This is a genomic window from Streptomyces sp. NPDC059454 (assembly GCF_042749965.1).
GTDB lineage: Bacteria > Actinomycetota > Actinomycetes > Streptomycetales > Streptomycetaceae > Streptomyces.
Window position 1 is genome coordinate 24294 of sequence record NZ_JBHYVC010000039.1, and the last position, 13258, is coordinate 37551.

The window sequence follows — 13258 nt, forward strand, 5'->3', positions numbered from 1 at the left end:
GACAACCACTGGTACTGCACAAAGCCTTGCTGGCGCCACCTCCATACTGTAGACAATATTTCGTCGACAGAGACTCGGCGGTTCCCGTGGTCCTCGGTGTCCCTCGACCGAACGGAGCTCCCCTCGCCATGAAAGTCGCAGTCCTCGGTGCCGGGGCGATCGGCGCCTACGTCGGTGCCGCGCTCCACCGTGCGGGCGCCGACGTGCATCTCGTCGCCCGTGGTCCGCATCTGGCGGCCATGAGGCAGTACGGAGTACGGGTGCGCAGCCCGCGCGGCGACTTCACCGCGCACCCCCGCGCCACCGACGACCCGGCCGAAGTCGGCCCGGTCGACTACGTGTTCCTAGGTCTGAAGGCCAACTCGTACGCGGCGTGCGGGCCGCTGATCGAGCCGCTGCTGCACGACACCACGGCGGTCGTGGCCGCCCAGAACGGCATCCCCTGGTGGTACTTCCACCGGCACGGCGGCCCGTACGACGGCCGCCGCCTGGAGAGCGTGGACCCGGACGGCGCGGTCAGTGCGGTGCTCGCGCCCGAACGCGCCGTCGGCTGCGTCGTCTACGCGGCCACCGAGCTCGAACAGCCCGGCGTCGTACGCCATGTGGAAGGCACCCGCTTCTCGATCGGCGAGCCCGACCGGAGTGTCTCCGCGCGCTGTCTGGCCCTGAGCGAGGCGATGCGGGCGGGTGGCCTGAAGTGCCCGGTCGAGCCGGAACTGCGGGGCGACATCTGGCTGAAGCTGCTGGGCAACATCTCCTTCAACCCGATCAGCGTCCTGGCGCGCGCCACCATGCGGCAGATGTGCCTGCACGGCGGCACCCGGCAGGTCATCGAGACGATGATGGCCGAGACGCTGGCGGTCGCCGGGGCCCTCGGCTGCGAGGTCGGCGTCTCCATCGAGCGCCGGCTCGCGGGCGCGGAGAAGGTCGGCGACCACCGCACCTCCACGCTCCAGGACCTGGAGCGCGGCAAGCCGCTCGAACTCGACGTCCTGCTCGCGGCCGTCGTCGAGCTGGCGGAGATCACCGGCGTCCCGGTGCCCACCCTGCGCACCGTGCACGCCCTGTCGGACCTGCTCGCGCTGAGGAGCGCCGCATGAGGAAACGCGACCGGAACCCGAAGACCTACACCCGCCTCACCCACCCCCTGGTCCGGGACTCGCGCGACGAGCCCTTCCGCCGGGCGAGCTGGGACGAGGCCCTGGACCGTACCGCGCGGGGCCTGGCGGCGGCGCGCGGCGCGTTCGGGCTGTTCTCCTGCTCCCGCGCGACCAACGAGATGAACTACGTGGCGCAGAAGTTCGCCCGGGTCGTGATGGGCACCAACAACGTCGACTCCTGCAACCGCACCTGCCACGCCCCGTCCGTCGCCGGCCTGTCGGCGGCGTTCGGCTCGGGCGGCGGCACGTCGTCGTACGAGGAGATCGAGCACACCGACGTCATCGTGATGTGGGGCTCCAACGCCCGTTTCGCGCACCCGATCTTCTTCCAGCACGTGCTGAAGGGTGTCCGGGGCGGCGCCCGGATGTACACGGTTGACCCGCGCCGGACGTCCACCGCCGAGTGGGCGGAGGGCTGGCTCGGTCTGAACGTCGGTACGGACATCGCGATGGCGCACGCGGTCGGCCGCGAGATCATCCACGCGGGCCTGGTCAACGAGGCGTTCGTACGGCGGGCCACCACGGGTTTCGAGGAGTACAGGACGCTCGTCGAACCCTGGACGCTCTCCCTGGCCGAGAAGGTGACGGGCGTACCGGCGGCGGCCATCAGGGAGTTGGCGCACGCCTACGCCCGCGCCGAGCGCGCCCAGCTCTGCTGGACCCTCGGCATCACCGAGCACCACAACGGCACCGACAACGTCCGCGCCCTGATCAACCTCTCCCTGCTCACCGGCCACGTCGGCCGCTACGGCTCGGGACTGCAGCCCCTGCGCGGCCAGAACAACGTGCAGGGCGGCGGCGACATGGGCGCGATCCCCAACCGTCTGCCCGGCTTCCAGGACCTCCTCGACACCGGCACGCGCCTGAAGTTCGAGTCGGCCTGGGACACCGTCATCCAGCCGCACCACGGCCTGACCCTGACGGAGATGTTCGAGGCCATGGAGGACGGCTCCCTGCGCGCCGTCTACTGCATCGGCGAGAACCCCGCCCAGTCGGAGGCGGACAGCGAACAGGCGGTGCGCCGGCTCAAGGAGCTGGACTTCCTGGTGGTCCAGGACATCTTCCTGACGAAGACCGCCGGACTGGCCGACGTCGTCCTGCCCGCGACCGCCGGCTGGGCGGAGACCGAGGGCACCACCACCAACAGCGAGCGCCGGGTGCAGCGCGTCCGCCGGGCCGTGGTCCCGCCCGGCGAGGCGCGCGAGGACATCGACATCCTCTGCGACCTCGCCTCCCGCCTCGGCCACGACTGGAAGTACGCCGACGCCGAAGCGGTGTGGAACGAGCTGCGCTCGGTCTCCCCGGACCACTACGGGATGACGTACGAGCGTCTGGACGAACACCAGGGCATCCAGTGGCCGTGCCCGGCCACGGACGCGCTGGAACCGACCTACCTCCACGGCCGGTTGTGGGAGACGGACCCGGAACTCCGGGGCAGGCCGGCTCCCTTCGGCATCGTCCAGCACGACCCGCCGGTCGACCTCACCGACGAGCGGTACCCGATCCGGCTGACCACGGGCCGCCGCCTCGACTCCTACAACACGGGTGTGCAGAGCGGCGGTTTCGCGTCCCCGCTGCGGCGCGGCGAGTACGTCGAACTGTGCCCGGAGGACGCCGAGCGGTACGGGGTGGTGGTCGGCGAGGAGGTGCGGGTGACCTCGCGGCGCGGTTCGGTGCTGGCGCCGGTCTGGGTCGACACGGGACTCCGGCCGGGGCTCGCGTTCATGACGTTCCACTTTCCCGACGAGGTGGACACCAACCAGCTGACGATCGAGGCGAACTGCCCGATCGCGGGGACGGCGGAGTTCAAGGCGTCGGCGATCCGGATCGAGAAGGTGAGCCCCCATGGACCTGCACTTCGGTGACAGCAGACCGACGGACGAGGAGCGTGCGGCGGTCGACGCCCTGCTCGGCCCGCCCGAGTCCTCCTGGAAGGGCGCCGACCGCTCCGACGCCGACCTCAGGTGGGCCCGCGGCGGCCGCGAGGCCCGCGACCGCCGCGACCTGCTGCTGCCGGGGCTGCACGCGGTCAACGACCGGGTCGGCTGGATCAGCGAGGGCGCCCTGGGCTACCTGTGCCGCCGTCTGACGGTCCCCCCGGCGGAGGCGTACGGCGTCGCCACGTTCTACGCAATGTTCTCGGTCCGCCCCCGCCCGGCGACGGTCCTGCACCTCTGCACGGACCTGGCCTGCACGGCGGCGGGCGCGACCGAGCTCTGCGCGGACGTCGAATCCCGCCTGGGCCCGGAGTCCGGTGTCCAGGTCGAACGAAGCCCCTGCCTGGGCCTGTGCGAACGGGCACCGGCGGCCCTGGTGATCCGGGCCGGGGACAACTCAGCCCGTCCGGCGTTTGAGGACGAGGCCCGTTCAGGGCCGAAAGGGGGGTCCGGGGGCACAGCCCCCGGGGACGGGACGGGAAGGGGCGGCGGGGGCGAAGAAACCCCAAGGGCCACAGCCGTATGCGCCCCCGCCACCCCCGACACGGCAATCCAAGCAGCCACCGCCCCCGAGAACGCGCCCCCCGAACCCCCGCCCACCGCAGCCGTCCCCCAGGCCGGAGACCCCACCCTCTCCCTCCTCCACCGCATCGGCACAGCCGACCCCGCCGACCTCGACGACTACCGGGCCCACGGCGGCTACACCGCCCTCCGCCGCGCCTTCGCCCTCGGCCCCGCCGCCGTCATCCGCGAGGTCACCGACTCCGGCCTCCTCGGCCGCGGCGGCGCCGCCTTCCCCACCGGCCGCAAGTGGCAGGCCGCTGCGGCCCAGCCGGACCACCCCCACTACCTCGTCTGCAACGCCGACGAGTCCGAACCGGGCACCTTCAAGGACCGCGTCCTCATGGAGGGCGACCCGTACGCACTCGTCGAAGCCATGACCATCGCGGCCTACGCGACCGGCGCGCACAAGGGCTACCTCTACCTCCGCGGCGAATACCCGCGAGCGACAGCCCGCATGCGGCACGCCATCACCCAGGCCCGCGCCCGCGGCCTGCTCGGCGACGACATCCTCGGCCAGGGCCACGCCTTCGACATCGAGATCCGCCGCGGCGCGGGCGCGTACATCTGCGGCGAGGAAACAGCGCTGTTCAACTCCATCGAGGGCTACCGCGGCGAGCCCCGCACCAAACCCCCCTTCCCGGTGGAGAAGGGCCTGTTCGGCAAACCGACGGTGGAGAACAACGTGGAAACCCTGGTCAACGTCCTGCCCGTCCTCACCCTGGGCGCCCAGGCCTACGCGGCGATCGGCACGGAGAAATCCACCGGCCCCAAACTCTTCTGCGTCTCGGGCAGTGTGGCCCGCCCCGGCCTCTACGAACTCCCCTTCGGGGCGACCCTGCGCGAGCTCCTCCGACTCGCCGGCGTCCGCGACAACCTCCGGGCGGTCCTCCTGGGCGGAGCCGCCGGCGGTTTCGTACGCCCCGACGAACTGGACATCCCCCTCACCTTCGAAGGCACCCGGGAGGCCGGCACGACCCTCGGCTCCGGAGTCGTCATGGCCTTCGACGACACGGTCCCCCTCCCCCGTCTCCTCCTGCGCATCGCCGAGTTCTTCCGCGACGAGTCGTGCGGCCAGTGCGTCCCCTGCCGGGTCGGCACCGTCCGCCAGGAGGAGGCGCTGCACCGGATCGCCGAACGCACGGGCGCCGACGCCGCCGCCGACATCGCCCTGCTGCGCGAGGTCGGCCGCGCGATGCGGGACGCCTCGATCTGCGGTCTGGGACAGACCGCGTGGAACGCCGTGGAATCCGCCATCGACCGTCTGGGGGCGTACGAATGACCGTGACACCGCTGGGGATCCCCCGCCGTCTGCTGGAGTTCACCCTCGACGGAGAGCCGGTCCGGGCGCCCGAGGGGTCGACGGTCCTGGACGCCTGCCGGGCCGCGGGCAAGGACATCCCGACGCTCTGCGAGGGCGACACCCTCACCCCCAAGAACGCCTGCCGCGTCTGCGTGGTGGAGGTCGAGGGCTCCCGCACCCTGGTCCCCGCCTGTTCCCGCAGGGCCGAGCCGGGCATGGAGGTGCGCACCGGCACCGAGCGGGCCCGGCACAGCCGCAAGGTCGTCCTGGAACTGCTCGCGTCCTCCGTCGACCTGTCGACGACTCCCCGTGTCGCCGGCTGGATCGAGGAGTACGAGGCGGAACCGGACCGCTTCGGCCCCGACGCGGCCCGCCTCGACGAGGAGCCGAGGATCGACAACGACCTGTACGTCCGCGACTACGACAAGTGCATCCTCTGCTACAAGTGCGTGGACGCCTGCGGCGACCAGTGGCAGAACACCTTCGCGATCTCGGTCGCGGGCCGCGGTTTCGACGCCCGGATCGCCGTGGAGCACGACGCCCCGCTGACCGACTCGGCATGCGTGTACTGCGGCAACTGCGTCGAGGTCTGCCCCACCGGGGCCCTGTCGTTCAAGTCGGAGTTCGACATGCGGGCGGCGGGTACCTGGGACGAGTCGCGGCAGTCGGAGACGACGACCGTGTGCGCGTACTGCGGAGTGGGCTGCAACCTCACCCTCCATGTGCAGGACAATGAGATCGTGAAGGTCACCTCGCCGCACGACAATCCGGTGACCCACGGCAACCTGTGCATCAAGGGCCGCTTCGGCTACCAGCACGTACAGAACCGGGACTGAGCGGAACTGGTGAGGACATGGGACGAGTCACGGAACGACGCAAGGTGCTCCGCATCCGCGACGGGGCGGTCTCCAGCCGCCCCGACACGCTCGTCGCCGAGGAACCCCTGGAGATCAGGCTGAACGGCAGACCGCTGGCCATCACCATGCGCACACCGGGCGACGACTTCGCGCTGGCGGCCGGCTTCCTGGTGAGCGAGGGAGTCCTCGCGACCGCCTCCGACCTGCAGAACATCGTCTACTGCGCGGGCGCGACGGGTGGGGGCACCTCCCGCTCGAGCGGAGCCGAGAGTGGGGGAGGATCGAACACCTACAACGTGGTCGACGTGAAGACGGCGCCCGGCGTGGTGATCCCGGACATCACGCTGGAGCGCAACGTCTACACCACCTCCTCCTGCGGCCTGTGCGGCAAGGCCAGCCTGGACGCGGTGCGCACGACGGCCCGCCATCCCATCGCGGACACTCCCGCGCTGCGCGTGGAGCCGGAGCTGCTGGCGGGCCTGCCGGACCGGCTGCGCGCGGCCCAGCGGGTCTTCGACCGCACGGGCGGCCTGCACGCGGCGGCCCTGTTCGACGAGGACGGTGAGCTGCTCGACGTACGGGAGGACGTGGGCCGGCACAACGCGGTCGACAAGCTGGTCGGCCGTGCCCTGCAGAGCGGGAACCTGCCGCTGTCCCGGACGATCCTGCTGGTCTCCGGCCGGGCCTCGTTCGAGCTGGCGCAGAAGGCGGTCATGGCCGGCGTTCCGATGCTGGCGGCGGTCTCCGCGCCGTCCTCGCTGGCCGTGGACCTGGCGGCGGAGACGGGCCTGACCCTGGTGGGCTTCCTGCGGGGCGGTTCCATGAACGTGTACGCGGGTGAGGACCGCATCGCCCTGCGGGCCGCGGCCGCCCGGGGCTGACCGGTTCCCCTCGCTGCACGGCGGCGGGGCCCCTGCCGGCGGGGAGCGCCCCCTGCGCCGCGGGGTCCCGTCTCGGCCCTCCCGGGCGCGGGCGGCGCGCATCGGATCGTCGCCCCGCCGGGGGGGAGCTTCGTACCCGAGGCCGCCGGGCGGTCCTCCCCCGGCGGCTCCGACGCGCCATGGACCCCGCCCCCGGTACCCGCTAGCGTCACCGAGCGTGCCCGACGACGCAGCACGAGCACGGCAGCGGACGGGGACCGGGATCGCGCTGGCGCTGACCCTGGTCCTCGGTGCCGTCCTGGTCACCGGTCTGCCGGACGACCCGGACGACGACGGCCGCGAACCGGACGGCGCGGACTGCCGGCCCCGCACGGTCGCCTCCTGGACCGCCGACGACACCCTCACCGCCGAGTTCGCCCGCTACGGCGACGACGCCGGCCGCACCGACGACTGGACCGGCGGCGACGGCACCCATTCGGTGCGGCTGCCCGACGGCCGGCTGCTGTGGCTGTTCTCCGACACCTATCTGGGCGGCGTGCACCGTCCGCCCAACCCGGTCGGCGAGTCGTACGCCTGGCGGGACACCACCGCGCCCCTCGTGCGCAACTCGGCCGTGCTCATGCGCGACGGCCGCCTGGAGGCGACCCTCCCCGCCCCGCTCTTCCCCGACCCGGCCCCGGACCGGTGGCGCTGGCCGGTCGCCGCCCGGGTCGAGCCGCGCTCCCCCGGCTCGTCCGAGCAGGTCGTGCGGGTCCTGCTGTGGGTGCGCACGGCCGGGCAGCCCCCGTGGATCTACGGCGTGCCCACCGCCACCGAGGTCGCCACGCTCTCCCTCCCCGGCCTGCGGCTGGAGTCGGTCGTGACAGTGCACGACCAGCGGCAGGTCACCGACCCGTCCCGGCGGGTGCTGTTCGGGACCACCCTCGTCGCGGAGGACGGCCGGACGTATGTCTTCGGCGGCGACGACGGCCGCCCCGCCGCCCGCCCGGCCTCGCACGCGTATGCGGCCCGCGTCCCCGAAGGCGGCCTCGCCGACCCCGCCGCCTGGGAGTTCTGGACCGGCTCGGCGTGGCAGACCCGCGCCCGGCCGCGCCCGGTGCTCGGCGACGGGCGGGACACGGGCGTGGGCAGCGCCTTCTCGGTGGTGCGGGACGACGGGACGTACGTCCTGTTCACCATGGCCACGGGCGCCAGGGGGCTGACCACGGTGGCGTCGTACTGGGCCTGCTCCCCGGCCGGGCCCTGGCACGGCCCGGCGCACGAGTTCACCCCCGCGCTGCCCCGGGCCGGGACCGCCGCCTACAACCCGCAGACGCACCCGGAGCTGAGCGACGACGGGCGGCTGGTGCTCAGCTACGACGTGAACTGGCTGGAGACGTCCGGGGCCGCCGTGATGCTCAGCCGGAACGTGTCCCTGTACCGGCCCCGGTTCGTGACCGTCCGGCTCGGTCCGGGGCGGTGACCTCCGTGACGGGGTCGTGCGAGCGGCGCTTGGCGATCACCGCGCACACCATCAGCTGCATCTGGTGGAACAGCATCAGCGGCAGCACGGCCAGCGAGGCCTGCGCCCCGAACAGCACGCTCGCCATGGGCAGCCCGGCAGCCAGCGACTTCTTCGAACCGGCGAACTGGATCGCGATCCGGTCCTCCCTGCCGAACCGCAGCGCCTTGGCGCCGTACCAGGTCAGCAGCAGCATCACGGCGAGCAGGACGGCCTCGGCGGCGAGCAGTCCGCCGAGCCGGGCCGGGCTCACCTGGTGCCAGACGCCCCGCACCATGCCCTCGCTGAACGCGGTGTAGACGACGAGCAGGATCGAGCCGCGGTCGACCAGCCCCAGCACCTTCCGGTGCCGGGAGACGAAGGAGCCGATCCAGCGGCGCAGCAGTTGCCCGGCGACGAACGGCACCAGCAGCTGGAGCACGATCTCCACCACCGACCCGGCGGAGAAGCCGCCCCCGCTGTCGCCCAGCAGCGTCGCCGCGAGCAGCGGGGTGACGACGATGCCGGCCAGCGAGGAGAAGGAACCGGCGCAGATCGCGGCGGGCACGTTGCCGCGGGCGATCGAGGTGAACGCGATCGACGACTGGATGGTGGACGGGACCAGGGTGAGGAAGAGCAGACCCTGGTGGAGCGGGTCGTTCAGGAACACCGGGACGAGTCCGCGGGCGGCCAGGCCCAGCACCGGGAAGACGACGAAGGTGCAGGCCAGCACGGTGACATGGAGTCGCCAGTGCTTCAGCCCGTCCAGCGCCTCGCGGGTGGACAGCCGGGCGCCGTAGAGGAAGAACAGGAAGGCGATCGCGGCGGTGGAGGCGCCGGAGGCGAGGTCCGCGCCGGTCCCCCGGGCGGGGAGCAGCGCGGCGAGGCCCACCGTCCCGAGCAGCAGCAGGATGTACGGATCGATCGGCATCCAGTTCGGCCAACGCAGGCGTTTCACGGTGCTCCACTTGCTCATGTACTCGGCGCTCAGGTGTTCACGGACGTCCCCTCCCCATCCTGCTCCCTCCCACCGTGATCGGGAATCCGGTATACCGCTCTCACTGTCATCACGTTCCGCGATGGGCGCCGCTACCCTGGCCGCATGTACGACCCGACGCATCTGCGGACGTTCCTGTCGGTGGCGCAGACGCTGAGCTTCACGCAGGCGGCGCGGCGGCTCGGGCTGCGCCAGTCGACGGTGAGCCAGCACGTACGGCGGCTGGAGGAGGCCACCGGACGGCAGCTGTTCACGCGGGACACCCACTCGGTGGAGCTGACCGAGGACGGCGAGGCGATGCTCGGCTTCGCCCGGCGGATCCTGGACGTGCACGAGCAGGCGACGCGGTTCTTCACCGGCGCCCGGCCGCGCGGACGGCTGCGGTTCGGCGCGTCGGAGGACTTCGTGCTGACCCGGCTGCCGGAGATCCTCGAGCGGTTCCGGCACGAGCACCCGGAGGTCGATCTGGAGCTGACGGTCGAGTTGTCGGGCATCCTGCACGAGCGGCTGGCGGCGGGCCGGCTGGACCTGGTGCTGGCCAAGCGGCGGCCAAAGGACCCGCGGGGCGAGCTGGTCTGGCACGACGAGCTGGTGTGGATCGGCGCGCCGGGTCTGCGGCCGGCCCCGAACCGTCCGGTGCCGTTGATCGTCTATCCGCCGCCCGGTATCACCCGGGCCCTCGCCCTGCGGGCGCTGGAGCGGGAGGGCCGTCAGTGGCGCATCGTGTGCACCAGCGGCAGCCTCAACGGGCTGCTCGCGGCGGCCCGCGCCGGGCTCGGCGTGATGGTGCACGCGCGCGGGCTGATCCCGCCGGGGCTGGTGCGGATGCCGGAGCGGACGGGGCTGCCGGAACCGGGCGAGGTGGACTTCGTGGTGGTGCACGGGCGGCGCCGTCCCTCCGCGCAGGGTGCGGCGGACGCGCTGGCGTCGGCGATCCTCGCGGGCGGCGACCGGCTGCACCGGGGCGGACGGGGGTGACGTTTCGGCCCGGCCGCACGCTGACCCCAGTGGGACCGGTGCGGCGCCCCAAGGGGCGGTCATGCGGTCGTACAGATTCGGTGGAGATTACGGCACCGAAACTTACTCCGTCGTCAGGATTCTGTCCGACCCTTCCCCATGTGAGCACTTTTTCCTTCACTGACCAGCGTGGACATGAACCCCGCCCGGTTTCCGACCCCCTCCCGCCCTCCGTCCGCGTGGGGTAGCTTTCACGGCGCCGTGCGGGACGAGGGGGTCGCCGCACCAGTCCGGGCGCCGATGAGCGGGGAGCGGGATTGCGCGAGTTCACCAGCCCTCCGCCGGCCCTGGAGCCTCCGGTGGGCGGTCTGGCCGACGTGGTCTTCCGGTATGCCGAGGAGGACCCGTCGCGCGTGGCGCTCGGCCGCAAGGACGACACCGGCCGGTGGCGGGACGTGACCAGCGCGGGGTTCCGCGACGAGGTGCTCGCCCTCGCGAAGGGACTCCTCGCGGGGGGCGTCCGGTTCGGCGACCGGGTCGCGATCATGTCCCGTACCCGGTACGAGTGGACGCTCTTCGACTTCGCGCTGTGGACGATCGGCGCGCAGGTCGTGCCCGTCTACCCCACGTCCTCCGCCGAGCAGTGCTTCTGGATGCTGTACGACGCGGAGGTGACGGCCGCGATCGTGGAGCACGAGGACCACGCGATGACGATCGCCACCGTCATCGACCGGCTGCCGCGGATGCGCCGGCTGTGGCAGCTCGACGCGGGCGCGGTGCAGGAGCTGTACGAAGCGGGCGCGCACCTCGACGACGAGGTGGTGCACCGGCACCGGCAGGCGGTCACCCCCGACTCCGTCGCGACGATCATCTACACCTCGGGCACCACCGGCCGTCCCAAGGGCTGTGTGATCCCGCACGGCAGCTTCATGTACGAGGCGGACACCGTCATCGAGCGCTGGGAGCCGGTGTTCCACTCCCGCCGGGGCGACGAGGCGTCGACGCTGCTGTTCCTGCCGCTCGCGCACGTCTTCGGGCGGATGGTGGAGGTCGCGGCGATCCGCGGGAAGGTGAAGTTCGGCCATCAGCCGCAGCTGAACGCGGCGGCGCTGATGCCCGATCTGGCCGTGTTCCGGCCGACGTTCTTCCTCGCCGTGCCCTACATCTTCGAGAAGGTGTTCAACGCGGCGCGGCGCAAGGCGGAGCGGGAGGGCCGCTCCGGACCGTTCGAGAAGGCCGTCGACGTGGCCATCGCGTACGCGGACGCGGTGGAGGCGAGGGCCTGGGGCATCGGGCCCGGTCCGTCCGCGGCGCTGCGGGTGCGGCACCAGCTCTTCGACAAGCTCGTCTACTCCAAGATCCGGGCGGCGATGGGCGGCAGGATCCGGCACGCCATGTCGGGCGGTTCGGCGATGGACCGCCGGCTCGGGCTGTTCTTCGCGGGCGCGGGCGTGCACGTCTACGAGGGGTACGGACTCACGGAGTCGACGGCGGCGGCCACCGCCAACCCGCCCGAGCGCACCCGTTACGGAACGGTCGGCCGGCCCATCCCCGGGGTCACCGTGCACATCGCGGACGACGGCGAGATCTGGCTGCACGGCGACAACGTCTTCGACGGCTACCTCAACAACCCCAAGGCCACCGACGAGGTCCTGCACGACGGCTGGCTGGCCACCGGTGACCTCGGCTCCCTCGACGAGGACGGCTATCTCACCATCACCGGCCGCAAGAAGGAGATCCTGGTGACCTCCGGTGGCAAGAGCGTCTCGCCGGGCGTGCTGGAGGAGCGGGTACGGGATCATCCGCTGGTCAACCAGTGCATCGTCGTCGGCAACGACCGCCCGTACATCGCCGCGCTGGTCACCCTGGACCAGGAGGCCGTCGAGCACTGGCTGGCGATGCGCGGCAAACCGCGGCTGTCGGCGGCCGAGCTGGTGCGCGACGCGGATCTGGAGACGGAGGTGCGGCGGGCCGTGGTCGCGGCGAACACCCTGGTCTCGCAGGCCGAGTCGATCCGCACGTTCCGCATCCTGGCGCAGCCGTTCACCGAGGAGCACGGGCTGCTCACGCCGTCGCTGAAACTGAAGCGGAGGGCGATCGAGGAGACGTACGAAACCGAGGTCGAGGCGCTTTACCAGGCATGAATTTCCCGGTCAGGAATGCATCACGGGCCGTGATCGTTGACGATGGGGGTAACACCTGACCGCAACCGAAGGATCGAGAGCTCGTGAGCAAGGTCCCCCCGATCATCCTGAACAACGGCGTCGAGATGCCCCAGCTGGGTTTCGGCGTCTGGCAGGTGCCGGACGCGGAGGCCGAGACGGCCGTGACGACGGCGCTGGAGGCCGGCTACCGCAGCATCGACACCGCGGCGATCTACGGCAACGAGGAGGGCACCGGACGGGCCCTCGCGAAGTCGGGCGTCGCGCGCGAGGACCTCTTCGTCACCACCAAGCTCTGGAACAGCGACCAGGGGTACGACTCCACCCTGCGGGCGTTCGAGGCGTCCCTGTCGAAGCTCGGTCTCGCGTACGTGGACCTCTACCTGATCCACTGGCCGACGCCCGCCCGGGACCGGTACGTCGACACCTACAAGGCGTTCGAGAAGCTGCTCGCCGACGGCCGGGTCCGCGCCATCGGCGTGTCCAACTTCCTGCCGGAGCACCTGGACCGTCTGATCGCGGAGACGTCCGTCGTCCCGGCGGTCAACCAGATCGAGCTGCACCCGCACCTGCAGCAGCACGCCGCGCGTGAGTACCACGCGGAGCAGGGCATCGCGACCGAGGCGTGGTCGCCGCTCGGTTCCGGCAAGGGGATCCTGGAGATCCCGGCGATCGTGGCGATCGCGCAGAAGCACGGCCGTACGCCGGCGCAGGTGGTGCTGCGCTGGCACCTCCAGCTGGGCAACGTCGTGATCCCGAAGTCGGTGACGCCGTCCCGGATCGAGGAGAACATCGACGTCTTCGGGTTCAGCCTGGACGCGGAGGACCTCGCCGCGATCAGCGCGCTGAACGAGGACCGGCGCATCGGGTCGGACCCGGCGGAGGTCAACAGCTGACCTCACGCACACGACGGCCTCCCCCGTGGCGGGGGAGGCCGTCGTGTGCGTCCGGACGGCGGTGATC

The 13258-nt window shown here is 71.9% G+C and carries 10 protein-coding genes; 9 read left to right on the forward strand and 1 reads right to left on the reverse strand.

The features are described 5' to 3' along the window. Positions 1-128 precede the first annotated feature (128 nt). The 6 genes from ACFXAE_RS24125 (at position 129) to ACFXAE_RS24150 (ending at position 8161) form a co-directional block, all read left to right on the forward strand. Positions 129-1100, forward strand: coding sequence for a 2-dehydropantoate 2-reductase (locus ACFXAE_RS24125; protein WP_384718318.1), 972 nt, complete (start codon positions 129-131; stop codon positions 1098-1100). Beyond that, entirely contained in the window at positions 1097-3025 is a 1929-nt protein-coding gene (locus tag ACFXAE_RS24130; RefSeq protein ID WP_384718320.1) for a molybdopterin oxidoreductase family protein, read from the forward strand. The genes ACFXAE_RS24125 and ACFXAE_RS24130 overlap by 4 nt, the downstream gene beginning before the upstream one ends. Next, entirely contained in the window at positions 3006-4940 is a 1935-nt protein-coding gene (locus ACFXAE_RS24135; RefSeq protein WP_384718322.1) for an NAD(P)H-dependent oxidoreductase subunit E, read from the forward strand. Before ACFXAE_RS24130 ends, ACFXAE_RS24135 begins: the two co-directional genes overlap by 20 nt. After that, a complete protein-coding gene (locus ACFXAE_RS24140) occupies positions 4937-5797 on the forward strand; it encodes a 2Fe-2S iron-sulfur cluster-binding protein (RefSeq protein ID WP_384718324.1) in 861 nt (286 codons plus the stop codon). Before ACFXAE_RS24135 ends, ACFXAE_RS24140 begins: the two co-directional genes overlap by 4 nt. Positions 5798-5814: 17 nt before the next feature. Next, complete coding sequence (gene fdhD, locus ACFXAE_RS24145; RefSeq protein WP_384718326.1) at positions 5815-6699, forward strand: formate dehydrogenase accessory sulfurtransferase FdhD; 885 nt, start codon at positions 5815-5817, stop codon at positions 6697-6699. A 217-nt stretch (positions 6700-6916) separates the two neighbouring features. After that, positions 6917-8161, forward strand: a complete 1245-nt coding sequence (locus ACFXAE_RS24150) for a DUF4185 domain-containing protein (RefSeq protein ID WP_384718328.1) — start codon at positions 6917-6919, stop codon at positions 8159-8161. Here ACFXAE_RS24150 and ACFXAE_RS24155 read toward each other — a convergent pair. Further along, positions 8097-9155, reverse strand: coding sequence for a bile acid:sodium symporter family protein (locus tag ACFXAE_RS24155; protein WP_384718330.1), 1059 nt, complete (start codon positions 9153-9155; stop codon positions 8097-8099). The genes ACFXAE_RS24150 and ACFXAE_RS24155 overlap by 65 nt on opposite strands. A gap of 126 nt (positions 9156-9281) precedes the next feature. On the opposite strand from ACFXAE_RS24155, the gene ACFXAE_RS24160 reads away from it, so the two are divergent. From ACFXAE_RS24160 to ACFXAE_RS24170, 3 genes are all read left to right on the forward strand, one after another. Further along, a complete protein-coding gene (locus tag ACFXAE_RS24160; RefSeq protein WP_384718332.1) occupies positions 9282-10154 on the forward strand; it encodes a LysR family transcriptional regulator in 873 nt (290 codons plus the stop codon). Between the two features lie 296 nt (positions 10155-10450). Then, positions 10451-12277, forward strand: coding sequence for an AMP-dependent synthetase/ligase (locus tag ACFXAE_RS24165; protein ID WP_384718334.1), 1827 nt, complete (start codon positions 10451-10453; stop codon positions 12275-12277). A gap of 125 nt (positions 12278-12402) precedes the next feature. Next, positions 12403-13191 carry an aldo/keto reductase gene (locus ACFXAE_RS24170; RefSeq protein ID WP_384718388.1) on the forward strand — a complete coding sequence of 263 codons (789 nt, stop codon included), beginning with the start codon at positions 12403-12405 and terminating at the stop codon, positions 13189-13191. The last annotated feature ends 67 nt before the right edge of the window (positions 13192-13258 follow it).